Origin of the sequence: Streptomyces sp. NPDC006687 (genome assembly GCF_040636215.1) — a bacterium.
Lineage (GTDB): Bacteria > Actinomycetota > Actinomycetes > Streptomycetales > Streptomycetaceae > Streptomyces.
In genome coordinates this window covers 209,659-232,503 of the sequence record NZ_JBEYJJ010000001.1, presented here as the reverse complement: position 1 = coordinate 232,503, position 22,845 = coordinate 209,659, and the positions used below count along the sequence as shown (strand labels likewise).

The window sequence follows — 22,845 nt, the reverse complement described above, 5'->3', positions numbered from 1 at the left end:
GTATGCCTACTCACCTGATCACCGGCGCCGGCTCCGGCATCGGCGCCGCCGTCGCCGCCCGCCTGCACGCCCGCGGCGACGACCTGGTCCTGCTCGCCCGCGACGCCGGCCGCGCCCGGCAGCTCGTCGAGCGCTACCCCGGCGCGCGGACCCTGGTCGGCGACCTCGCGGACCCCGACCGGCTCTCGTGGGCCTTCTCCAAGCAGCCGGTGCCCGAACGGATCGACTCCCTGCTGCACATCGCCGGAATCGTCGACCTCGGCCCCGTCGGCGAGCTGCGCCCCAAGACCTGGCACCAGCAGCTCAACGTCAACCTGATCGCCCCCGCCGAGGTCACCCGCCTCCTGCTGCCCACCCTGCGGGCCTCCAAGGCGACCGTCGTCTTCGTGAACTCCGGCGCCGGCCTGACCGCCCACGCCGAGTGGAGCGCCTACGCCGCCTCCAAGCACGGTCTCAAGGCGCTCGCCGACTCCCTGCGCGCGGAGGAGAAGGCCAACGGCATCCGCGTCACCTCCGTCTACCCCGGCCGCACCGCCAGCCCCATGCAGGCCAAGGTCCACTCCCAGGAGGGCAGGGAGTACGACCCCGCCGACTGGATCGACCCCGAGTCCGTGGCCACCACGATCGTGATGGCGGTCGACCTGCCGCGCGACGCAGAGGTCAACGACCTGAGCGTCAGGCCGGGCCGATGACGGCGGGCGCCACCGGCGTCGGATCCCTCCCGGGCGGCGACGCCCGGGAGGCCGCCAAGACCGCCACGGGCTCCTTCGAGGACTTCCCCTACCTCCCCGAACTGCCTGCCCGCGGACCCGGCGCCGACATGATCGGCCGCTCCCTCGGCCTGCTCGTCGATCTCTACGCCCACGTCGAGCCCAGCGGCTGGCGGATCAGCGACCGCCCCGGCCGCGACACCCGCCGGGCGCGCTCCTGGCTCGGCGAGGACCTCGACGCCCTGGAGGAGTTCACCCAGGGCTACACCGGCAGGCTCAAGATCCAGGCCGTCGGCCCGTGGACGCTGGCCTCCGCCCTGGAACTGCACGGCGGCGAAGCCGTCCTCCAGGACGCCGGGGCCTGCCGCGACCTGGCCGCCTCCCTCGCCGAGGGGATGCGGGACCACCTGGCCGACGTCCGCAAGCGCGTCCCCGGCGCCGAGATCGTCCTCCAGTACGACGAGCCCTCGCTCACCGCCGTCCTGCTCGGCCGGGTCCGCTCGGCCAGCGGCTACCGCACCTACCGGGCCGTCGACCGGCAGGTCGTCGAGAGCGCCCTGCGCGAGCTGTTCGCCGTCCACGACGGGGAGGTCGTCGTGCACTCCTGCGCCCCCGACGTCCCCTTCGCCCTGCTGCGCCGGGCCGGTGCGGCAGCCGTGTCGTTCGATTTCTCCCTGCTCACCGAGCGCGAGGACGACGCCATCGGCGAAGCCGTCGAGGACGGGATGAAACTCTTCGCCGGAGTGGTGCCGGGCACCGACAGCCCGTTGTCGGACCCGGGCGGTAGCGTCATGGGTGTCAGGAAGCTCTGGCGCAGGCTGGGGCTGGCCCCGGGGACTCTCGCCGAGTCCGTCGTGGTCACCCCGTCGTGCGGTCTGGCGGGCGCCTCGCCCGCGTACGCCCGCGCGGTGCAGGCCCACTGCGCCAGGGCGGCGAGGTCACTCGCCGACAACCCTGAGTGACGGTCGAGCACGGGCCACGGGAGGACACGGCATGGCAGCCGAACAGCAGGACACGGCAGTACCGACGGAGGCGCGCGAGCGGCACCAGCTGCTCGCCGAGCAGGTCGAGGAGCACCGCTTCCGGTACTACGTGAACGACCAGCCGGTCGTCAGCGACGCCGAGTTCGACCAGCTGCTGCGCTCACTGGAGGCCCTGGAGGAGCAGTACCCCGAGCTGCGCACCCCCGACTCGCCCACCCAGAAGGTGGCGGGGGCGTACGCGACGGACTTCGCCGCGGTGCAGCACCGGGAGCGGATGCTCTCCCTCGACAACGCCTTCGACGACGAGGAACTGGCCGCCTGGGCCGAGCGGGTCGCCCGGGACGTCAACACCCCGGACTACCACTACCTGTGCGAGCTCAAGGTGGACGGCCTCGCCGTCAACCTCACCTACGAGAACGGCCGTCTCACCCGCGCCGCCACCCGCGGGGACGGCCGCACGGGCGAGGACATCACGCCCAACGTCCGCACCATCGCCGAGATCCCGGACCGCCTGGCCGGCGACCGGGTCCCGGCCCTGGTCGAGATCCGCGGCGAGGTGTACTTCCCGATGGAGCGGTTCGAGGAGCTCAACGCCCGCCTCGTGGAGGCCGGCGCCAAGCCCTTCGCCAACCCGCGCAACGCGGCGGCCGGCTCGCTGCGCCAGAAGGACCCCAAGGTCACCGCGACCCGCCCGCTGCACATGGTGGTGCACGGCATCGGCGCCCGCGAGGGCTTCGAGATCGAGCGCCAGTCCCAGGCGTACGAGCTGCTGCGCGAGTGGGGCCTGCCCACCGCCCAGCACAACAAGGTCGTCTCCACCCTCGCCGAGGTGCGCGAGTTCATCGCCTACTTCGGCGAGAACCGGCACTCGGTGGAGCACGAGATCGACGGCGTCGTCGTCAAGCTGGACGAGATCGCCCTTCAGGGCCGCCTCGGCTCCACCGCCCGCGCCCCGCGCTGGGCGATCGCCTGGAAGTACGCCCCCGAGGAGGTCAACTCCAAGCTGATCGACATCAAGGTCGGCGTCGGGCGTACCGGGCGCGTCACCCCGTACGCGCAGGTCGAACCGGTGACGGTGGCCGGCTCCGAGGTGGAGTTCGCGACCCTGCACAACCAGGAGGTCGTCAAGGCCAAGGGCGTCCTCATCGGGGACACCGTCGTCCTGCGCAAGGCGGGCGACGTCATCCCCGAGATCCTCGGCCCGGTGGCGGACCTGCGCGACGGCACCGAGCGGGAGTTCGTCATGCCGGCGGAGTGCCCCGAGTGCGGGACGCCGCTGCGGCCGATGAAGGAGGGCGACATCGACGTCCGCTGCCCCAACGGGCAGACCTGCCCCGCCCAGTTGCGCGAACGCCTCTTCTACCTGGCCGGCCGGCAGTCCCTGGACATCGAGAACTTCGGCATGGTGGCCGCCGCCGCCCTCACCGGACCGCTGGAGCCGGCGCGGCCGCCGCTGCTGGACGAGGGCGACCTCTTCGACCTGACCATCGAGGACATCCTCCCCATCAAGGCGTACGTGCGCGACCCCGACAGCGGCCTGCCCAAGCGGGACCCGAAGACGGGGGAGGAGAAGATCGTCACGGTCTTCGCCAACCAGAAGGGCGAGCCGAAGAAGAACGCCCTGGCCATGCTGGAGAACATCGCCGCCGCCAAGCAGCGCCCGCTCGCCCGCGTCATCAACGGCCTGTCCATCCGGCACGTCGGCCCCGTCGCCGCGGAGGCCCTGGCCCGCGAGTTCCGGTCGATCGACCGCATCGAACAGGCCACCGAGGAGGAGCTGACGGCGACCGAGGGAGTCGGCGCGATCATCGCCGCCTCCCTCAAGGAGTGGTTCGCCGTCGACTGGCACCAGGAGATCCTGCGCAAGTGGCGGGCGGCCGGGGTGCGCATGGAGGAGGAAGGTTCCGGCGAGGAGGAGGGGCCGCGCCCGCTGGAGGGTCTGACCGTCGTGGTCACCGGCACCCTCCAGAGTCACACCCGTGACGGCGCCAAGGAGGCCCTGCAGAGCCGGGGCGCCAAGGTGACCGGCTCGGTGTCCAAGAAGACCTCCTTCGTCGTGGTCGGCGACAACCCCGGCTCGAAGTACGACAAGGCCGTCCAGCTGAAGCTGCCGGTCCTCGACGACGCCGGGTTCGCCGTCCTGCTCGAACAGGGGCCCGACGCGGCCCGGGAGGCGGCGCTCCCCCTCGACGGCGGAGCGGCCGGAGCGGCCGGAGCGGAGTAACACCGCGAACGGATGCGCGGGGCGCGGGCGTCCGGGCGGGCGCGCGCCCCGCGCGGCGCCCGGTGGCAAACGGCCGGTACCTGCCTGGCCGAGGGCCGGTGAGCTGTCGGATCATCGGAAGGGTGACGGGGGGGTCCTGGTCCAAACTCACCCGTTCGGCGGATACCGTACTGATGAGGATGGCTGGGTCGCATTCGGGCAACCACCGCCGACTGCTGCCCCTGGGAGCCTCTCCCGTCCTACTGTTGTGGGGTGCGCCTGTCGTGCGCGGCTGCCTGAACTGCCTTCCGGCCGTGGTGGCATGACATCGGGGCCATCGCGCGACATCGGCATCGCCGGCTGTGAGAGGGACGGGCATGAAACCCACCGAAAGCGCCGACCCGTCACCTGAATTCGGCGGGGAACCCCCGTCCTCGCGGACGGGCCGGCCAGGTGTCCTGCGTACCAGGACACCGCATACCCGCGCCCCGGACACCGGAGCGGGCGGGCAGCGGCGCACCGTGCTGCCCGCGGCCGTCGTCGGCTCCGCCGCCGTGGTGCTCGCGGGCGCGGTCCTCTCGGTGCTGACCGCCCGTCAGGGGCTGTTCCCCGGCGGGTCCGTGGGCTGGGCGCTGGCCCTGCTCACCGGCATCATCGTCGGCCACCTCGTCGCCCTCGGCCGGGACCGCTGGTGGGGCGGTACGGGCTCGGGCGCCGCCCTCACCCTCGGCGTGCTCATCCTCTACGGCTGGGTCCCCGCAGGACTCGTCTCGCTGGCGGTGGTCACCCTCGTCGGGGCCGCGCGCCGGCACCGCTGGCGGCAGGGGCTGCTGCACGGCTGCGCCGACATCCTCGGGATCGGCGCGGGCGCCCTCGTCCTCGCCGCCTTCGGTGACGCGCCGAGCGTGGAGTCGCCGTGGCGGCCCACCACCTGGGACCTGGCGGCCGCGCCCGAGGTGGCCCTGGTGGCCGTCTCCTACCTGCTCGTCACCCGGGTCGTGCTGTGGTTCGCGCTCACCCCGGCCGGCTGCGGGCTGCCCACGGTGGCCCGTACCGCCCTCCTGCGCCAGGCCCTGGTGGCGGCGGCCCTGCTCGGCATCGCCCCCCTGATCTGCGTGGTCGCCAGCACCCAGCCGGTGCTGCTGCCGCTGTTCGCCGTCCCGCTCATCGCCCTCGACTCCACCCTGTGGATCGCCCGGGCCCGCGCCGAGGAGCAGCTGCGCGACCCGCTGACCGGGCTGCCCAACCGGCAGTGGCTGCTGGAGCGCACCTGGTCCGCCCTCGACGAGGCTGAACGTTTGGGCACCCGGTCAGCTCTTGTGCTGATCGACCTGGACCGTTTCCGCGCCGTCAACGACACCCTCGGCCACCTCGCGGGGGACCGGCTGCTGCTCCAGATCGCCGCCCGGCTGCGCCAGGCCCTCCCCGAGCACGCGGAGGCGGCCCGGCTGGGCGGCGACGAGTTCGCGGTGCTGCTGCCCACCACCGACTCCACCACCAGCGCCCAGCGCGTCGCCCGCCACCTGGTCGCCGAGCTCAGCTCCCCGCTGGACCTGGACGGGCTCACCCTCGTCCTGGAGGCCAGCGCCGGCCTCGCGGTCTTCCCCGAGCACGCCCTGGACGCGGAGGGCCTCCTGCGCCGGGCCGACGTCGCCATGTACCAGGCCAAGCGGGACCGCACGGGCGTCGAGGTCTACGAGTCCAAGCGCGACAGCAACACCCCCGACCGCCTCGGCCTCCTCGGCGACCTCCGCCGCGCCCTCGACGCGGGCGAAGTGGAACTCCACTACCAGCCCAAGGTCCGCTTCGACGGCCAGGTGGCCGGTCTGGAGGCCCTGGTCCGCTGGGTCCACCCGGAACGCGGCCGGGTGCCTCCCGACGAGTTCATCGCCATCGCCGAGACCTCGGGCCTGATGCCGCACCTGACCGAGTACGTCCTGGAGACCGCCCTGGCCCAGGTCGCCCGGTGGCGCGCCCAGGGCCTGAAGGTCCCCGTCGCCGTCAACGTCTCCCCGCGCGACGTCCACACCCCCGGCTTCGCCGGCGCCGTGGCGGCCCGCCTGGCCCGCCACGGGGTCCCGGCGTGCGGCCTCCAGCTGGAGATAACGGAACACGTCCTGCTGGAGGACCCCCAGCGCGCGGCCGACACCATGGCGGGGCTCACGGGCCACGGCGTGAAGATGTCCCTGGACGACTTCGGCACGGGCTACTCCTCCCTGGTCCACCTGCGGCGGCTCCCGGTCAGCGAACTGAAGATCGACCGCTCGTTCGTGGCCCGGCTGGCGGTCGACGCTCAGGACGCTGAGATCGTCCGCTGCACCGTCGACCTGGCCCACTCCCTGGGCCTGCTGGTCGTCGCGGAAGGCGTGGAGGACGACGAGACCTGGGAGCGGCTGCGTGACCTGGGCTGCGACGCGGTCCAGGGCTGGCTGGTGGCGGCCGCCATGCCCCCGCCGGAGGCCACGGCCTGGCTCCTGGCCCGGGGCGAACGCGGCTGGCGCCGCCCGGCGGACATCACCGCCGAACTGGCCGCCACGGCCGACACCCCGGCGCCGTAGCGCGGGGGTCCGGGGGCGGAGCCCCGCCAAACGGAGGCTCCGCTCAGCGGCACACCCGTGCCGCGCCGCAGGCCGGCGGCGAACCGTTTACCGGCTGGGGGGCCGGGCCCCATAGGATTGGGCCCGAAACCACACACTCACCACCCCCAGAGGATCGCCGCATGCCTGGCATCACGCGCGAGGAGGTCGCCCACCTCGCTCGGCTGGCACGTCTGGAGCTGCAGAGCGAAGAGCTCGACCACTTCGCCGGACAGCTCGACGACATCATCGGCGCGGTCGCCCGCGTTTCCGAGGTCGCCGACCAAGACGTCCCGCCGACCTCCCACCCGCTCCCGCTGACGAACGTCATGCGCGCGGACGAGGTCCGTCCCTCGCTCACCCCCGAGCAGGCGCTTTCCGGCGCTCCCGCCCAGGAGCAGCAGCGTTTCAAGGTGCCGCAGATCCTGGGGGAGGACTAATCACCATGGCTGACACCCACATCATCAAGCTGACGGCCGCCGAGACCGCCGAGAAGATCGCCTCCGGCGAGCTCACGGCCGTCGAGGTCACCGAGGCCCACCTCGCCCGGATCGACGCGACCGACGAGAAGGTCCACGCCTTCCTCCACGTCGACCGCGAGGGCGCCCTCGCGCAGGCCCGCGCCGTCGACGCCAAGCGCGAGCGCGGCGAGAAGCTCGGCCCGCTGGCGGGCGTCCCGCTCGCCCTCAAGGACATCTTCACCACCGTCGGGGTCCCGACCACCGTCGGTTCGAAGATCCTCGAAGGCTGGATCCCGCCGTACGACGCCACCCTGACGCGCAAGCTCAAGGAAGCCGACGTCGTCATCCTCGGCAAGACCAACATGGACGAGTTCGCCATGGGCTCCTCCACCGAGAACAGCGCCTACGGCCCCACCGGCAACCCCTGGGACCTCACCAAGATCCCCGGCGGCTCCGGCGGCGGCTCGGCGGCCGCCCTCGCCGCCTTCCAGGCCCCGCTCGCCATCGGCACGGACACCGGCGGTTCCATCCGCCAGCCCGCCGCCGTCACCGGCACCGTCGGCGTGAAGCCCACCTACGGCGGCGTCTCCCGCTACGGCATGGTGGCCTTCTCCTCCAGCCTCGACCAGGGCGGCCCGTGCGCCCGTACGGTCCTGGACGCGGCCCTCCTCCACGAGGTCATCGCCGGCCACGACCCGCTGGACTCCACCTCCATCGACGCCCCGGTCCCGCCGGTCGTCGAGGCCGCCCGCAACGGCTCCGTCGCCGGCATGCGCGTCGGTGTGGTCAAGCAGTTCCGCGGCGAGGGCTTCCAGGCCGGCGTCACCCAGCGCTTCGACGAGTCGGTGGAGCTCCTCAAGGAGCTCGGCGCCGAGATCGTCGAGGTGGACTGCCCGTCCTTCGACCTCGCCATGGCCGCGTACTACCTGATCGCGCCGTCCGAGGCGTCCTCCAACCTGGCCCGCTTCGACGCCATGCGCTACGGCCTGCGCGTCGGCGACGACGGCACGCGGTCCGCCGAGGACGTCACCGCCCTGACCCGCGAAGCCGGCTTCGGCGACGAGGTCAAGCGCCGCATCATCCTCGGCACCTACGCGCTCAGCTCCGGCTACTACGACGCGTACTACGGCTCCGCCCAGAAGGTCCGCACGCTCATCACCCAGGACTTCGAGCGGGCCTTCGAGCAGGTGGACGTGATCGTCTCCCCGACGACCCCGACCACCGCCTTCGCCATCGGTGAGCGCACCGACGACCCGCTGGCGATGTACCTCGCGGACATTTGCACCATCCCGACCAACCTGGCAGGCAACTCCGCCATGTCGCTGCCCTGCGGCCTGGCCCCGGAGGACGGTCTCCCGGTCGGTCTGCAGATCATCGCCCCCGCCCTGAAGGACGACCGTCTGTACAAGGTCGGTGCCGCCGTCGAGGCGGCCTTCGTCGAGCGCTGGGGGCACCCGCTGCTTGAGGAGGCTCCGTCGCTGTGAGTTCGAGTGCGCTGTCCAAGGCCAAGGGCTTCAAGAAGTCCAGGACCGGGACCTACCTGTCGATGGGCACCACCGCCTTCGGTGCCATCAGCGTGATCAAGCAGGCCCGCAAGGCCCGCACCGAGCACGACACGCTGCAGCTCGTCGACGCCGTCGTGTCCGCCGCCGCCATCGTCACCGGCCTCGCGATCCTGTACCGCGAGCTGAAGCGTCTGGGCGACGACGACGTCCTGCTGGGCTGAGAGGGAAAGTTTCACCGTGACCACCTTCACCGAACTGCTGTCGTACGAAGACGCCCTCGCGTCGTACGACCCCGTCATGGGCCTTGAGGTCCATGTCGAGCTCGGCACCAAGACCAAGATGTTCTGCGGCTGTTCCACCGAGCTGGGCGCCGAGCCCAACTCGCAGACCTGCCCCACCTGCCTCGGTCTCCCCGGCTCCCTCCCCGTCGTCAACGCGATCGGCGTCGAGTCCGCCATCAAGATCGGCCTCGCGCTGAACTGCGAGATCGCCGAGTGGTGCCGCTTCGCCCGGAAGAACTACTTCTATCCGGACATGCCGAAGAACTTCCAGACCTCCCAGTACGACGAGCCCATCGCCTTCAACGGCTACCTGGACGTCCAGCTGGAGGACGGCGAGGTCTTCCGCGTGGAGATCGAGCGCGCCCACATGGAGGAGGACACCGGCAAGTCGCTGCACGTCGGCGGCGCCACCGGCCGTATCCACGGCGCGTCCCACTCCCTGCTGGACTACAACCGCGCCGGCATCCCCCTCATCGAGATCGTCACCAAGCCGATCGAGGGCGCCGGAGAGCGGGCCCCCGAGGTCGCCAAGGCGTACGTGGCCGAGCTCCGCGAGGTCATCAAGGCGCTCGGCGTCTCCGAGGCCCGGATGGACAAGGGCCAGATGCGCTGCGACGTGAACCTGTCGCTGCGCCCGAGCCCCGAGGCGCCCTTCGGCACCCGCAGCGAGACGAAGAACGTCAACTCGCTGCGTTCCGTCGAGCGCGCGGCCCGCTTCGAGATCCAGCGCCACGCGGCGGTGCTCTCGTCGGGCGGCTCGATCGTGCAGGAGACCCGGCACTTCCACGAGGAGGACGGCTCCACCACGGCCGGCCGCATCAAGGACAACGCCGAGGACTACCGCTACTTCCCGGAGCCGGACCTGGTGCCCGTCGCCCCGGCCCGCGCCTGGGTCGAGGAACTGCGCGCCGCCCTCCCGGAGATGCCGCGCGTGCGCCGCAACCGGCTCCGTGAGGAGTGGGGCGTCAGCGAGCACGACATGCAGTCCATCCTCAACGCGGGCGCGGTGGACTCCATCGTCGCCACGATCGAGGAGGGCGCCGACGCGGCGGCCGCCCGCAAGTGGTGGATGGGCGAGCTGGCCCGCAACGCCAACGAGCAGGGCGTCTCGGTCGACGAGCTGCCGATCACCCCGGCCCAGGTGGCCCGGGTCGCGGCGCTGGTCGCCGAGGGCTCGCTCAACGACAAGCTGGCCCGCCAGGTCATCGAGGGCGTCCTCGCCGGCGAGGGCACCCCGGACGAGGTCGTGGACAAGCGCGGCCTGAAGGTCGTCTCGGACGAGGGCGCGCTGGGCGCGGCCGTGGACGAGGCCATCGCGGGCAACGCCGCCATCGCCGACAAGATCCGCGGCGGCAAGATCGCCGCCGTCGGCGCCCTGGTCGGCGCGGTCATGAAGACCACCCGAGGCCAGGCCGACGCGGCCCGCGTCAAGGAGCTCATCCTGGAGAAGCTCGGCGTCTCCGAGTAGGTTCCAGGCGGCTGTGAAGGGGCGGCCCGTACCGGTCAGGTCTGACGGTACGGGCCGCCCCCGTGTATCCGGTGGGGGGAGTGCGGGTGGAGATCGGGGCGATGCTCGTCGCCGTCGTCGGCGTGGCGGGGACCCTGGGCGGGGCGCTGCTCACGCAGCGGGGTGCGGCGCGGACGAAGCAGCGGGAGATAGAACTCGTGCGCGCGCACGAGGAGGTACGGGAGAACCTGGCCCTCCGCCGCGGCTGCTACACCGCCCTCAACCGGGACTCCCGCCAGTTCACCACCGCCCTCAACCGGCACCTGCACGTGCTGCGGGAGCGCGGTGTCGAGGACGCGGACCTGGAGGCGCTCGAAGCGGCGAAGTCCGCGCACCGCGACACCTACGCGGAGGCGCAGATGATCGCCCCCGATGCCGTGCTCGACCCGGCGACCGCCGTCAACCATGCCCTGACCCAGGTCTACGGGCAGGTCAAACGGCTGGAGCGGGGCAGCCCCGAGGAGGGCGAGACGATGGCCTCGGTCTCCGCGGCGCAGCAGGACCTCTGGGGCCTGCTCCGGGTGATGCGCGCGGCCATGCGGCGCGACCTCGGGGTCTCGTCCGGCTGAAGGCCCGGCTCAGCGGGCGGTCGGGCCGGCGGACGCGGCCCGGCCGGCCGGGGGCCTCAGCGGGTGGCGGGGCGGGGGAGGAAGGCCAGGCGGGCGGGCTTGGCCGGGAGGTATACCTCGGGGAGGTCGATCTCCGGGAGTTCCACTTCCGGGCCCAGCTCGAAGCCGGAGCGTTCCAGCAGGGCGATGGCCTTGGTGTTGCGGGCGTCCGGTTCGCCGACCACCCGCAGGGTGTTCTCGTCGGTGAACAGGTAGGCGAGGAACGCCTCTATGAGGGCGCCCGTGAACCCGTGCCGGGCGGCGCCGTCGGCGGGGCCGATCAGCAGGTGCACACCGACGTCCCCGGGACGGACCTCGTAGCACTCGCTCACCCGGTCCTCGGCGCAGTCGTACCTCTGGAACAGCGCGACCGGCTTCCCGTCGAGGCGGACCAGGTACGCGTGGTGGGTGGTGCGGCGGTCCACGTCCTCGTAGATCTCCCGCACCAGTTCCAGGCCGGCCCCGCCCATGCCCCAGAAGCGGGCCCGTTCCTCGGTGACCCAGCTGTGGATCAGCGCGGCGTCGGCGGCGGGGTCGACGGGGGTGAGGGAGACCGTGCCGAAGCCCTCGACGGGGTGGGTGTAGAGGGGGGTGCGGGTCATGAGGGTTCCTTGGTGAGGCGGGCCCAGTCGGTGACGACGGGGACGAGTTCGCAGCGCGCCCAGAGCGGGAGCTGGTCACGGTGGTGGGGGGAGCCGGTGACGCCGTCGGCGCCGAGCGGGACCGCCCAGAGGCTGTTGCGCCGGTCGGCGAGGTCCCAGACGTAGCGGGCCGCGGAGGCGCGGGCGACGGTGTCGGTGACCCCGGGGACGGAGGAGGTGGCGTTGACGCAGTCGTGGTCGCCGCCCAGGCCGGGCCAGTCGGCGTCGGGGGCGGGGACGGCCTGCCAGGGGGTCAGGCGGTGCGTCCGGGACCAGGGGGCATCGGGGGCGCCGGCCGCCGCCGTCTCCTCCAGGGCGGCGCGGACGTGCCCGGCGCGGTCCAGGCCGGGCAGGAGGGAAGTGGTCAGCAGGCCCTCCAGGGCGTAGCCGACCCGGGGGACGAGGTACAGCCAGGGGTGGAACACCTCCGGCCCGCCGGGGGCTGCGGCCAGGTCCGCGAAGACGGGGTCGGCCGCGAGACGGCGTACGACGGCCGTGCGGAAGGCCGCGAAGACGGCGGCGTCGGTGCTGTCGGCCTCCATGTGCCGGTCCCAGGCCAGCAGCCGCTCGCGCAGCCGGGCGGCGGCGGGGGAGAGGGCGCCGAGGCCGGGCAGCAGCCCGAGCAGCGGTCCCGCGGAGCCCAGGCGGGTGTCGCGGTGGACCCCGGCCATGGCCTGCGGGGACCAGTCGGCGGAGCCGCTGAGCAGGGCCCGGATGCGCTCCGCGCGGTGCGGGGGCGCGAACTCCACGCCGAGCGGGGACGCGATCCCGCGCGCGTTCGCCATCACGGCGAAGCCCCGCACCGGCTCGGCGGGAGTCTCGGCCCAGCCGCGCCAGGCGTGGCGGGCGTCCCAGGCGGGCACCGGCCGCAGCCGGCCTGCGGCCTCGCGCAGCGGGACGGCTCCCGCGACGCGGTGCAGCAGCCCGCCCTGGGTGTCGGCGGCGTGCACGACGTTGACCGGCTCGGCCCAGCCGTCGAGGGCGCGGTCCACGTCGGCGACGGTGCGGGCGCGCAGCAGCGCGGGGAGGGCGGCGAAGCCGAGGTCGGCGCGGACGCGGGGCGGGTAGCGCAGGGAGAGGACGGCGGAGTCCTCGTTGACGATCACCGGGCCGCGAGCGGTCTCCAGCACCTCGACCTCGACGTCCTGGCCGCCGGCCACCGTGACGGTCTCGGTGTGGCGGGCGACCGGCTCCCACACGCCGCCGGGGCCCAGCGCCTCGACCCCGTAGGCCGCGGGGCGCAGCCGCTCGGTGTAGAGGTCCTGGTAGTCGGCCATGGCGTTGGTGATGGCCCAGGCGACGGAGCCGGCGTGGCCGAAGTGGGCGAGGCCGGGGACGCCGGGGACGGCCAGGCCGAGGACGTCGTACTCCGGGCAGGCCAGGCGGATCTGCTGGTAGACGCCCGGGTCCTCGATGAACCGGTGCGGGTCGCCCGCGATGATCGCGGCGCCGGTGGCGGTGCGCTCGCCGGGGACCAGCCAGCCGTTGCTCCCGGCGGTGCCGGGGCCGTCGGTGGCGAAGAGGGTCGCGGCCTCGTCGCCGAGGGCGCGGGCGACGCGCTCGCGCCAGAGCTTGGTGGGGAAGCCCGCGAAGAGGATGTGCGTGGCGACCCAGACGGAGAGCGGGACCCACGGCTCCCAGGGGGCGGGGGTGTGCCCGGCGGCGGCGAAGCGGCCGTCGCGGGCCGCGCCCTCGGCCAGGCCCGCGTTGACCCCGTCGACGTAGGCCGTGACCCAGGCCGCCGTGTCCGGGTCCAGGGCCTCGAAGCACCGGCGGCCGGTGTCGTCGAGGCGGGCCTGGCGGGCGAAGCGGTCCCAGGGGACGCAGTCGGCCCCGAGGAAGGAGGCGCTGGAGCCCTGGGCGCGGTGCCGCTCCACCTCCAGCTGCCAGGCCCGGTCCCGGGCGGTGGTCCGGCCCTGGGCGTAGGAGAGGCGGAGCGGGTCGGAGGCGCGCAGGTGCGGGATGCCCCAGCTGTCGCGGTAGACCTCGTAGGTCTCGGTGGTCACAGCGCTCACGCTCTTCCCCCAGTGTCTTAGGTTAGGCTGGCCTAACTATAAGGGGGTGGGGGTGGGCGCCTGACGGCAGGTCCGGCTACGCGCCGACGGTGCCGTCGATGGCCTCCCGGAGGAAGTCCGCGTGACCGTTGTGGCGGGCGTACTCGTGGATCATGTGCAGCATCACCAGGCGCAGCGAGGCGTCCTCCCCCCACTTCGGCACGTGCGCCGTCACCTCCAGGGACTCGGCCGCCGCCTCCACCGCACGGGAGTGCGCCACCTCCGCCTCCCAGGCGGCGAAGGCGTCGGCGCGGGTCGCGCCGGTGGTGTCGTAGGCGGCCTGGAAGTCGCGGCTGTCGGACCACACGTGCGGGACGTCCGTGTCCCCGCCGATCGTGCGGCGGAACCACTGCCGCTCCACCTCGGCCATGTGCCGGACCAGACCCAGCAGGGAGAGGGTGGAGGGCGGCGAGGCCGGGCGGCGCAGCTCCTCGTCGGTGAGCCCGTCGCACTTCCAGGCGAGGGTGGCCCGGTGGAAGTCGAGGAAGGCGCGCAGGGTCTCGCGTTCGTCCCCGGTCAGGGGCGGGCCGATGCGTTCGGTGAGGTCCATGGGGGTGATCCTGCCGCCTCGGTGGCCGGCCGGGAAACGATTTCCCCGGGGGCGCCGTCCGCCGCCCTGCCCGGCGTCAGCCCTGCCAGATGTAGGGGACGGTGACGCCCAGCACCCCGAAGCCCAGGCGCTCCAGGATCGGCCGGCTGTCCTCGGACGCGTCGACCTGGAGGTACGGGATCCCCCGCTCGGCCGCGATACGGGCGCGGTACGCCACCAGCAGGCGGTAGATGCCCCGGCCCCGCCAGGCGGGGTCCGTGCCGCCGCCCCACAGGCCGGCGAAGGAGCTGCCCGCCCGGATGTCCATCCGGGCCGAGCTGACCGGTACGTTCCCGGCCATCGCCACCACGGCCTCGATCGACCCGGGGTCCTCGCGCAGCTGGGTGAGCACGGCCTCCTTGATCCGGGGCCGCTCGACACCGAAGGCCCGCGTGTGCGCCTCCATCATCAGGTCCACGCCCGCCTCGTCGCTCACCCGCAGCAGGGTGATCCCCTCCGGCGGATCCACCGGCAGCCCGGCGAGGTCGGCCGTCCGGGCCGCGAGCAGCGTCTCGGCCGGCTCGGGGACGAAGCCCGCCGCCGCCAGCCGGTCCGCGAGGTCGGCCGGGCGGTCGTGGGTGTACAGCTTCCACTCGAACGAGGCCGCGCCCCCGGCCTGCCCGCGGCCGCCGAAGTGCGCCACCTGCGCCGCGATCTCCGCGTCCGCCGTCTCCTCGTCGAGCTCCGACCACAGCACGCCGTTCCAGCCGTCGGGCCCGCTCTGCCGCACCACCCGGCCCACCCGCTCCACCCGCGGCCCCGCCGCCCCGCGCCGCACCTCGGCGTCGTACCGGTCGCGCACCTTCAGGAGTTCATCCAGATCCATCGTCATGGCCGCAGCTGATCATTTCCTCTTCCGCCCCCACAACTGCATTAGCCTCACCCCGTGAACGAGGACGCCGCGAACCACGACCGCGCCATCTACACCGGCAAGGCCACCCCCGACGCCGCCGCCGACCGGGGCTGGCTGCTCGGCCATTTCAAGGCCCCCGGCGACCCCCGCCACAGCGAGGACGTCGAGATCAAGTGGGGGGTCCACCCCAAGGGCGAGGCGCGCGAGCGCTGGGTCACCGGCGAACGGCGCACCGCACTCCAGGTCCTGATCAGCGGCCGCTTCCGGCTGGAGTTCCCGGGCCGGACCGTGGTCCTCGCCGAGCAGGGCGACTACGTGGTCTGGGGCCGGGGCGTCGACCACTCCTGGTACGCGGAGGAGGACACCGTCGTCCTCACCGTCCGCTGGCCCTCCGTCCCGGGCTACCGGGCCGACGCGCCGGCCCAGGACCGGTCCTGTGACGATGCGCACGAAAGCGGCCAACGATCACCAAACGCTGCGATCGTGTCGAACAAGGTGTAAACCCGTTCACCTTTCATGAGTTCACGCGTTCTTTGCGCCGGGCCCACTCCCGCAGAAGATCCGAACCACCAGGGAGCACGTCCGTTGGCAGCAATCGCACGGTGGTGCATGCGGCACCGGCTGGTCACCGTCCTGATCTGGCTGCTCGCCCTCGCCGGGACCGCCGCCGCGGCCGCGGCCTCCGGGACGGCGTTCTCCAACGACTACGAGATCCCCGGCACCGAGACCCAGCGGGCCGACGCCCTCCTGCGCCAGGGCTTCCACGGCCAGGGCGGCGACACCGACACCATCGTGTGGCGGACCCCGGACCACCGGACGGCCCGGACCCCCGACATCGAACGGCGGATGACCCGGGCCCTGGACGCCGTCGCCGCCCTCCCCGGCGTCGGCTCCGTCGCCGGACCCTACGGGCCGGGCCCGGACGCAGCGGCCCGGATCAGCGCCGACGGCCGCACCGCCTACGCCGTGGTCACCTTCGACCAGCAGGCCGACTCCGTCCCCAAGGCACAGGCCAGGGCCGTCGTCGAGGCGGCGAAGAACCCCGCCACCGAGGCCGGCGGCCTCCAGGTCGAACTCGGCGGCCCTGCCATCGGCCTGACCGAGGCTCCCAGCCCCCACCTCGCCGAGGTCATCGGCGTGGCCATCGCCGCCGTCGTCCTCTTCCTCGCCTTCGGCTCCCTCGCCGCCAGCCTGCTGCCCATCGCCACCGCCCTCGTCAGCGTCGGCAGCGCCTACTTCGGCATCACCCTCCTCGGGCACGTCATGGCCGTCGCCGACTTCGCCCCCATGCTGGGCACCCTCGTCGGCCTGGGCGTCGGCATCGACTACGCCCTCTTCATCGTCACCCGGCACCGCAAGGGCCTCGCCCGCGGACTCGGCGTCGAGGACGCCGCCGAGAACGCCGTCGCCACCACCGGCCGGGCCGTCGTCTTCGCCGGGGGCACCGTCTGCATCGCCCTGCTCGGCATGCTGGTGCTGCGGCTCAGCTTCCTCAACGGGGTGGCGATCGCCGCTTCCCTCACCGTGGTCCTCACCGTGGCGGCCTCCGTCACCCTGCTGCCGGCCCTCCTCTCCGCCATCGGCACCCGGGCCCTGTCCCGCGGGGAACGCCGCAGGCTCGCCGCCGAAGGCCCCCGGGCCCAGGCGCCCACCGGCTTCGCCGCCCGCTGGTCGGCCTTGGTCGAACGCCACCCCAAGCTCCTCGGACTGATCGCGGCCCTCGTCATGGCGGTCCTCGCCCTGCCCACCCTCTCGCTCCACCTCGGCACCTCCGACCAGGGCAACAACCCGGCCACCGCCACCACTCGCAGGGCCTACGACCTGCTCGCCGACGGCTTCGGCCCCGGCGTCAACGGCCCGCTCACGGTCGTCGCCCGGCTGGACGGCGCCGGCGACCGCGTCGCCGTCCAGCGGCTGGCCGACGCCCTGCGCACCACCGACGGCGTCGCCTCCGCGGGCCCGGCCGTCTTCAACCGCAGCGGGGACACCGCCGTCCTGACGGTCGTACCCGACTCCGCCCCGCAGTCCCGGGCCACGAGCGAGCTCGTCGACCGCCTCCGCGAGGAGGTTGTCCCGCGCGCCGCACACGGCAGTTCGATCGAGGCCCACGTCGGCGGGGTCACCGCCGGCTACGACGACTTCGCCGAGGTGATCGTCGGCAAGCTGCCGCTCTTCGTCGGCGTGGTCATCGCCCTGGGCTGCCTGCTCCTGCTGCTGGCCTTCCGCTCCCTCGGGATCCCGGTCAAGGCGGCCGTCATGAACGTCGCCGCCGTGGCCTCCTCCTTCGGGGTCGTCGTCACGATCTTCCAGTGGGGCTGGGGGAGCGAGCTGCTGGGCCTCGGCAGCGCCGGCCCCATCGAGCCCTTCCTTCCGGTGATCATGGTGTCCGTGCTTTTCGGGCTCTCCATGGACTACCAGGTCTTCCTCGTCAGCCGGATGTACGAGGAGTGGCGGGAGACCGGCGACAACAGGCGGGCCGTGCGCGTGGGCCTCGCCGAGACCAGTCGCGTGATCAACTCGGCCGCAGTCATCATGATCTCGGTCTTCCTGGCCTTCGTGCTCAGCGGAGACCGGATCATCGCCATGTTCGGCATCGCGCTCGCCGTCGCGGTGGCCCTCGACGCCTTCGTCCTGCGCACCCTGCTCGTCCCCGCGCTCATGCACCTGCTCGGCGCGGCGAACTGGTGGCTCCCCGACTGGCTGGAGCGGCGGCTGCCCAGGATCAGCATCGAACCCCCGGACTCCGGCCCCTGTGCGACACTTCCGCCACAGCGGCCGCACGCGAACCACAGCGAACCGGCCGAAGCCACTCCCTGACCGGTCACGAGCCACAAGGAAGCACGCATGTTCGCCATAGACCTGGCCGAGGACGCCCAGCTCTTCCCGCTGGAGGTCTGGCACGCGGAGGAGTTCCTCGCGCACATGGACCGCGGCCGCGAGTCCATCGGCGAGTTCATCGGCTTCCCCGACCGCGCCACCGACCTGGAGTCGGCCCGGGAGCTCCTGCGGTCCAACGCCGAGAAGTCCGCCGCCGACGGCGCCCGCCTCTACGGCATCCGGCTCGGCGGCACCCTCGTCGGCGGAGTCCTCTTTCGCACCTTCGACGCCGCGCAGGGCACCTGCGAGATCGGCTGCTGGATGGAACCCGCGGGCACCGGCCGGGGCCTGGTCACCACCGCCTGCCGGGTGCTGATCGACTGGGCGTTCGACGTGCGCGGAATGCACCGCGTCGAGTGGCACGTCTCCAGCGGCAACACCAAGAGCATCGCCGTCGCGGCACGCCTCGGCCTCACCCGCGAGGGCGTCCTGCGCCAGCGCCACCTCCACCGCGGCGTCCGCCACGACACCGAGATCTGGTCGCTCCTCGCCCCCGAGCGAACCGCCGCCCGCACCGCGTAGCCGACCCGGCCCCGCCCGCGCCGCGCGACCCGGCCCGGGCCGTGGTTCCGGCCGCGCGGCCCGTGGCCGCGGCCCATCCGCAGGTCCGCGCGGCCGGCTCGCGGCCCGCCCGGCCGGCCACGCCGCGGCCGCTCTCAGGAGGCTCTCAGAAAGGCCGCCTACGGTGCGCGCCATGGACACCACCAAGACCGCCGCCCCGACCGCTCCCCAGGCGGACGCCGCCGAGGACCAGCCGGTCACCGGCACCCCGGCCGAGGACACCCCCGCGCCCGAGACCGAGCCCGAGGCCGCAGCCGCCGAACCCCTCGCCGGAGAAGAGACCGCCGAGGCCCTGGAGGACGAGGAGACGGACCTCTTCCCCGAGCGGCCCACCGGCGTCGGCTCCGCGGCCGCCGCCGTCACCGCCGCGGGCCTCGGGCTCGTCGCCCTCAGCGGCAGCTGGGTCGCCCGCGTGATCGGCGAGCGCCAGACCCTCATCGGCCAGATCGAGTCGGCCAACGCCACCACCGCCAAGGAGAAGATCGCCGCCCTGTACGGCGACGCCTGGCACATGACGGCCCTCGTCAACGGCCTCCTCTCCGCCCTCGCCCTGCTCCTCGCCGCCGTCGTCCTCGCGGCCCCCGCCTTCGGCGCCCCCGGCCGGGTCCACCCCGCCTGGGTCCGCTCCGTCTCCTGGGCCGCCGTCGCCCTCGGCGTCCTCGGCGTCCTGCTCTTCGGACTCATGTACTTCGACCTCCTCGTAGCCCTCCCGACGGCCGCCGAGTAGGCACCGCCTTACGCATGTCTTAGGCCGCTGACCGGCGGCTCCAGCCCCTCTCATGACCCCGGGGCCCCGGCCTAAGGACCCCGGGGCCGCACAGATGCGGCATGAGCCCCATGTGCCGCACCCCCCTGGGACGCGAACCTTGGATCACACCGGACGAGGTGCCCGAGAACAGCAGCCAGGGAGAACGAGATGTTCGAGTACGAGATCGCCACCGCCCGCCGCGCCGACCTCATGAGCCAGGCCGACCGGTACCGGATGGTCCGGGAGGCCCGGAAGGCCGCCCGCACCTCCTCTCGCGGCGAGGAATCCGAGAGGACGGTGAACAGCCACCGCCGCCTCTTCACCCGCGCCGCGTAACCCGCGCCACGTACCCCGTGGACTGACGCGAGATGACGAGCGCCCCGATAACGACTGCCGCCCGGCCGGACCCGTGTGCGATGCTCGGCGACGTGGAAACCAGATCTGTCAGCCCGGTGTTCGTCGGCCGCGCCGACGAACTGGCCGTACTCGTCGACTCCCTGGCCCGCGCGGCGGACCAGGAGCCGCAGGCCCTCCTCATCGGAGGGGAGGCCGGAGTCGGCAAGACCCGGCTGACCGAGGAGTTCCTCGCCGAGGCCGCCCGCCGCGGAGCCGTGGTGGCCGTCGGAGGATGTGTGGAGATCGGGGCGGAGGGCCTTCCCTTCGCCCCTTTCTCGACTGCCCTGCGCACCCTGCTCCGCCTGCTCCCCGGCGAACTCGCCGCCGCGGCCGCCGGACAGGAGGACGAACTCGCCCGCATCCTCCCCGAACTCGGCGAGACCCCCCGCGGCCCCCACGACGAGGAGAGCACCGCCCGCCTCTTCGAACTGACCGCCCGGATGCTGGAGCGCCTCGCCGCCGACCGCACCGTCGTCCTCGTCCTGGAGGACCTGCACTGGGCGGACACCTCCACCCGCCACCTGCTCGCCTACCTCTTCCGCACCCTGGGCCGGGGCCGGCTCGTCCTCGTCGCCACCTACCGGGCCGACGACATCCACCGCCGCCACCCGCTGCGCCCCCTGCTCGCCGAACTCGACCGGCTCCGCACCGTCCAGCGCATCGAGCTGTCCCGCTTCAACCGCGCCGAAGTACGCCGGCAGCTCGCCGGGATCCTCGCCTCCCGGCCCGACGAGGCGTTCGTCGACTCCGTCTTCGAACGCTCCGACGGCAACGCCTTCTTCGTCGAGGAACTCGTCGCCTCCCATGAGAGCGGCTGCCGCACCGGGCTCACCGAATCCCTGCGCGACCTGCTCCTCGTCCGCGTCGAGGTGCTGCCCGACGCCGCCCAGCGCGTGGTCCGCATCGTCGCCGAGGGCGGCTCCACCGTCGAATACCCGCTGCTGCTCGCCGTCTCCCGGCTCGGCGAGGACGAGCTGATCGAGGCCCTGCGCGCCGCCGTCGGCGCCAACATCCTCCTCGCCACCGCCGACGGCGACGGATACCGCTTCCGCCACTCCCTGGTCCGCGAGGCCGTCAGCGACGACCTGCTGCCCGGCGAACGCGCCCGCGTCAACCGGCGCTACGCCGAGGCCGTGGAGGCCGACGAGACGCTGATCCGCGCCGAGGAGCGGACCATCCGGCTGGCCAACTACTGGTACGCGGCCAACGACCCGGCCAAGGCCCTGCCCGCCGTCCTCGCCGCCTCCGTCACCGCACGCCGCCGGCATGCCTACTCCGAACAGCTCAGCCTGCTCGAACGGGCCATGGACCTGTGGGAGAGCGCACCCGACCAGGTCCGGGAAGAACTGCGCCCCGCCGACTACACCGAGGCGTACCCGCCCTGCGGCTGCGACCCGGACACCACACCGCTCCAGCGCGTGGACCTGCTGGCCGAGGCCACCGTCGCCGCCCGCTACGGCGGAGAACGCGAACGCGCCCTGAAGCTCACCAAACTGGCCCTGCGCATCCTCGACGAGGACGGCGGCGACCCGCTGCGCGCCGCCTGGTTCTGGACCGAGCGCTCCCGCCTCATCGCCAACATCGGCCGGGGCGACGGCTGGCACGAGATCGCCACCGCCCAGGAACTGGTCAAGGGGCTGCCCCCGTCCCAGGTGCACGCCGACGTCCTCGTCCGGGTCGCGGGCTGGGGCATGCTCCACAACCCGGGCCCCGGCAACCTCGCCGCCGCCGAACGGGCCGTGGAGTACGCCCGGATGATCGGCGCCGAGGAGACCGAGCTCAACGCCCGGATCACCTACGGCTGTCTGCTCATGGACTCCGGCGACGGCCCCACCGGCCTCGCCGAACTCCATGCGGTCAAGGACCGGGCCATCGCGCTCGGATTCACCGTCGTGGCGGGTCGCGCCCATATCAACATCACCTCCCAACTCGAATCGATGGGCCGTTCCCGCGAAGCGGTGGAATTGGCCGCACAAGGGGTCGAACTCGTCGGCAGGGCCCGGCTCCTGGACACCGAAGCCTGGGTCCGCGGGAACATGGCCGAAAGCCTGTACAGCCTGGGCCGCTGGGACGAGGCCGCCGAAGCGGCCCGGCGCACCCTGCACGTCGGCCACGGCGCCGCCCCCCGCGGCTCCGCCTCCGCACGCCTGGCCTACCTGGCCCTGGCCCGCGGCGAACTCACCGAGGCCGCCGCCCAGCTCGCCGCCGCCCACGCCCACTTCGGCACCCACGACAGCCAGCCCCAGCACCGGATCCCGCTCTTCCGCCTGGCCATCGGCCTGGCCGCCGGCGAGGGCCGCATCGCCGATGTCCGGACCGAGACGGCGCAGGCCATCGCCTACGGCTTCCCGCTCGGCCAGCACCGCTACGCCTGGCCCCTCCTCCTCGCCTCCGCCACCGCCGAAGCCGACGCCAGGGGCCTGCCCGGCACCGAGGAAGGCCGCGCCGCAGCCCTGGAAGCCCTGCGCACCGCCGCCCGCCCCCTGGCCACCCCCACACCCCTGTGGCACGCCCACGCGGAGTACCTCAGGGCCGAGCTGCTGCGCGCCGAGGGCCGCGACACCGTCGCCGACTGGACGGCGGTCGAGGCGGCCGTCAGCCCCCTGGAACGCCCCTACCTGCTGGCCCGCGCCCGCCACCGGCTCGCCGAGGCACTGCTGGGCTCGGGCGGGGACCGAGAGACGGCCGCCGGCCTGCTCCGCGACGCCCACGCCACCGCCGACCGCCTGGGCGCCCGACGCCTCCGCGAGGACCTGGCCCTCCTCGCCCAGCGCGCCAGGCTCCCGCTGACCCCCGACGAGGCCCGCCCGGCGGCGCCGGCACCGGACACCGACCCGGCCGAGGCACTCGGACTCACCAGCCGTGAACGGGACGTCCTGCGCCTGGTCGCGACCGGCAGCACCAACCGTCAGATCGCGGAGGAACTGTTCATCTCCCCGAAGACGGCCAGCGTGCACGTCTCGAACATCCTGGCCAAGCTGGGCGTCGCCGGCCGGGGAGAGGCCGCGGCGCTCGCCCACCGGCTGCGCCTGTTCACCCCCCTGACGCCGCAGCCCTAGGGACGGCCGCCCTCACCCGCGTCCCCCTCCGGGCCGTCCTCCGCGTCCGGCTGCGGGCTCGCGGCCGGGCGTATGAGCACCGTGCCGGAGTCGAGGTCTATCGGACCCCGCCCCGGATCGCCGTCACCGACGTCGGTCCGGGACAGCTCCAGCCGCTTCTTCTCCTCCTCCGTGTGCCGCCGTCCCGGGCTGAACAACTCCTCGATCATGTTGAACACCGTGCTCACCGCGCC

Annotated in this window: 20 protein-coding genes; 15 read left to right on the top strand and 5 right to left on the bottom strand. The window is 73.4% G+C overall.

Translation table 11 applies throughout. From position 1 onward, the window contains the following. Positions 1-2 precede the first annotated feature (2 nt). From ABZ716_RS01050 to ABZ716_RS01010, 9 genes are all read left to right on the top strand, one after another. A complete protein-coding gene (locus ABZ716_RS01050; protein WP_358813778.1) occupies positions 3-692 on the top strand; it encodes an SDR family oxidoreductase in 690 nt (229 codons plus the stop codon). Continuing rightward, positions 689-1,672 carry a methionine synthase gene (locus ABZ716_RS01045; protein ID WP_358955559.1) on the top strand — a complete coding sequence of 328 codons (984 nt, stop codon included), beginning with the start codon at positions 689-691 and terminating at the stop codon, positions 1,670-1,672. The genes ABZ716_RS01050 and ABZ716_RS01045 overlap by 4 nt, the downstream gene beginning before the upstream one ends. Positions 1,673-1,703: 31 nt before the next feature. Next, positions 1,704-3,917 carry an NAD-dependent DNA ligase LigA gene (gene ligA / locus ABZ716_RS01040; RefSeq protein ID WP_358813776.1) on the top strand — a complete coding sequence of 738 codons (2,214 nt, stop codon included), beginning with the start codon at positions 1,704-1,706 and terminating at the stop codon, positions 3,915-3,917. Positions 3,918-4,273: 356 nt separating this feature from the next. Then, positions 4,274-6,454, top strand: coding sequence for a bifunctional diguanylate cyclase/phosphodiesterase (locus tag ABZ716_RS01035; RefSeq protein WP_358955556.1), 2,181 nt, complete (start codon positions 4,274-4,276; stop codon positions 6,452-6,454). 161 nt (positions 6,455-6,615) lie between these two features. Further along, positions 6,616-6,912 (top strand): Asp-tRNA(Asn)/Glu-tRNA(Gln) amidotransferase subunit GatC, encoded by a 297-nt coding sequence (gene gatC / locus ABZ716_RS01030; protein ID WP_127177822.1) that lies wholly within the window; start codon positions 6,616-6,618, stop codon positions 6,910-6,912. Beyond that, positions 6,912-8,417: an Asp-tRNA(Asn)/Glu-tRNA(Gln) amidotransferase subunit GatA gene (gene gatA, locus ABZ716_RS01025; RefSeq protein WP_358813822.1), complete on the top strand. Its 1,506-nt coding sequence runs from the start codon at positions 6,912-6,914 to the stop codon at positions 8,415-8,417. The genes gatC and gatA overlap by 1 nt, the downstream gene beginning before the upstream one ends. Positions 8,418-8,479: 62 nt before the next feature. Then, positions 8,480-8,659, top strand: coding sequence for a hypothetical protein (locus tag ABZ716_RS01020; protein WP_358813821.1), 180 nt, complete (start codon positions 8,480-8,482; stop codon positions 8,657-8,659). Positions 8,660-8,675: 16 nt separating this feature from the next. Then, positions 8,676-10,187 carry an Asp-tRNA(Asn)/Glu-tRNA(Gln) amidotransferase subunit GatB gene (gene gatB / locus ABZ716_RS01015; RefSeq protein ID WP_358813774.1) on the top strand — a complete coding sequence of 504 codons (1,512 nt, stop codon included), beginning with the start codon at positions 8,676-8,678 and terminating at the stop codon, positions 10,185-10,187. 86 nt (positions 10,188-10,273) lie between these two features. After that, positions 10,274-10,795 carry a hypothetical protein gene (locus tag ABZ716_RS01010; RefSeq protein ID WP_358813773.1) on the top strand — a complete coding sequence of 174 codons (522 nt, stop codon included), beginning with the start codon at positions 10,274-10,276 and terminating at the stop codon, positions 10,793-10,795. A 56-nt stretch (positions 10,796-10,851) separates the two neighbouring features. Here the strand turns inward: ABZ716_RS01010 and ABZ716_RS01005 are convergent, their stop codons facing one another. The 4 genes from ABZ716_RS01005 to ABZ716_RS00990 form a co-directional block, all read right to left on the bottom strand. Then, on the bottom strand, positions 10,852-11,436 hold the full coding sequence (locus ABZ716_RS01005; RefSeq protein WP_358955554.1) for a GNAT family N-acetyltransferase: 585 nt from the start codon (positions 11,434-11,436) through the stop codon (positions 10,852-10,854). Continuing rightward, positions 11,433-13,481: a penicillin acylase family protein gene (locus ABZ716_RS01000; protein WP_358955857.1), complete on the bottom strand. Its 2,049-nt coding sequence runs from the start codon at positions 13,479-13,481 to the stop codon at positions 11,433-11,435. The genes ABZ716_RS01005 and ABZ716_RS01000 overlap by 4 nt, the downstream gene beginning before the upstream one ends. 85 nt (positions 13,482-13,566) lie before the next feature. Continuing rightward, entirely contained in the window at positions 13,567-14,079 is a 513-nt protein-coding gene (locus tag ABZ716_RS00995) for a DinB family protein (RefSeq protein WP_358813771.1), read from the bottom strand. Positions 14,080-14,155: 76 nt separating this feature from the next. After that, positions 14,156-14,944: a GNAT family N-acetyltransferase gene (locus tag ABZ716_RS00990; protein WP_358955853.1), complete on the bottom strand. Its 789-nt coding sequence runs from the start codon at positions 14,942-14,944 to the stop codon at positions 14,156-14,158. A 93-nt stretch (positions 14,945-15,037) separates the two neighbouring features. Between ABZ716_RS00990 and ABZ716_RS00985 the strand changes: the two genes are divergently transcribed. The 6 genes from ABZ716_RS00985 (at position 15,038) to ABZ716_RS00960 (ending at position 22,612) form a co-directional block, all read left to right on the top strand. Further along, positions 15,038-15,472: a signal peptidase I gene (locus ABZ716_RS00985; protein WP_358955850.1), complete on the top strand. Its 435-nt coding sequence runs from the start codon at positions 15,038-15,040 to the stop codon at positions 15,470-15,472. An 84-nt stretch (positions 15,473-15,556) separates the two neighbouring features. Continuing rightward, complete coding sequence (locus ABZ716_RS00980) at positions 15,557-17,788, top strand: MMPL family transporter (RefSeq protein WP_358955552.1); 2,232 nt, start codon at positions 15,557-15,559, stop codon at positions 17,786-17,788. A gap of 27 nt (positions 17,789-17,815) precedes the next feature. Then, the gene (locus tag ABZ716_RS00975; protein ID WP_358955549.1) at positions 17,816-18,370 is read left to right on the top strand and encodes a GNAT family protein; all 555 of its coding nucleotides are present in this window, start codon (positions 17,816-17,818) and stop codon (positions 18,368-18,370) included. Between the two features lie 172 nt (positions 18,371-18,542). Continuing rightward, positions 18,543-19,136 carry a hypothetical protein gene (locus ABZ716_RS00970; RefSeq protein WP_351890583.1) on the top strand — a complete coding sequence of 198 codons (594 nt, stop codon included), beginning with the start codon at positions 18,543-18,545 and terminating at the stop codon, positions 19,134-19,136. Positions 19,137-19,325: 189 nt separating this feature from the next. Then, positions 19,326-19,493 (top strand): hypothetical protein, encoded by a 168-nt coding sequence (locus ABZ716_RS00965; RefSeq protein WP_351890581.1) that lies wholly within the window; start codon positions 19,326-19,328, stop codon positions 19,491-19,493. A gap of 80 nt (positions 19,494-19,573) precedes the next feature. Then, the gene (locus ABZ716_RS00960) at positions 19,574-22,612 is read left to right on the top strand and encodes an AAA family ATPase (protein WP_358813768.1); all 3,039 of its coding nucleotides are present in this window, start codon (positions 19,574-19,576) and stop codon (positions 22,610-22,612) included. Here the strand turns inward: ABZ716_RS00960 and ABZ716_RS00955 are convergent. Beyond that, positions 22,609-22,830: a DUF6191 domain-containing protein gene (locus ABZ716_RS00955; RefSeq protein ID WP_358955847.1), complete on the bottom strand. Its 222-nt coding sequence runs from the start codon at positions 22,828-22,830 to the stop codon at positions 22,609-22,611. The two genes, ABZ716_RS00960 and ABZ716_RS00955, sit on opposite strands and share 4 nt — an antisense overlap. Positions 22,831-22,845 lie beyond the last annotated feature (15 nt).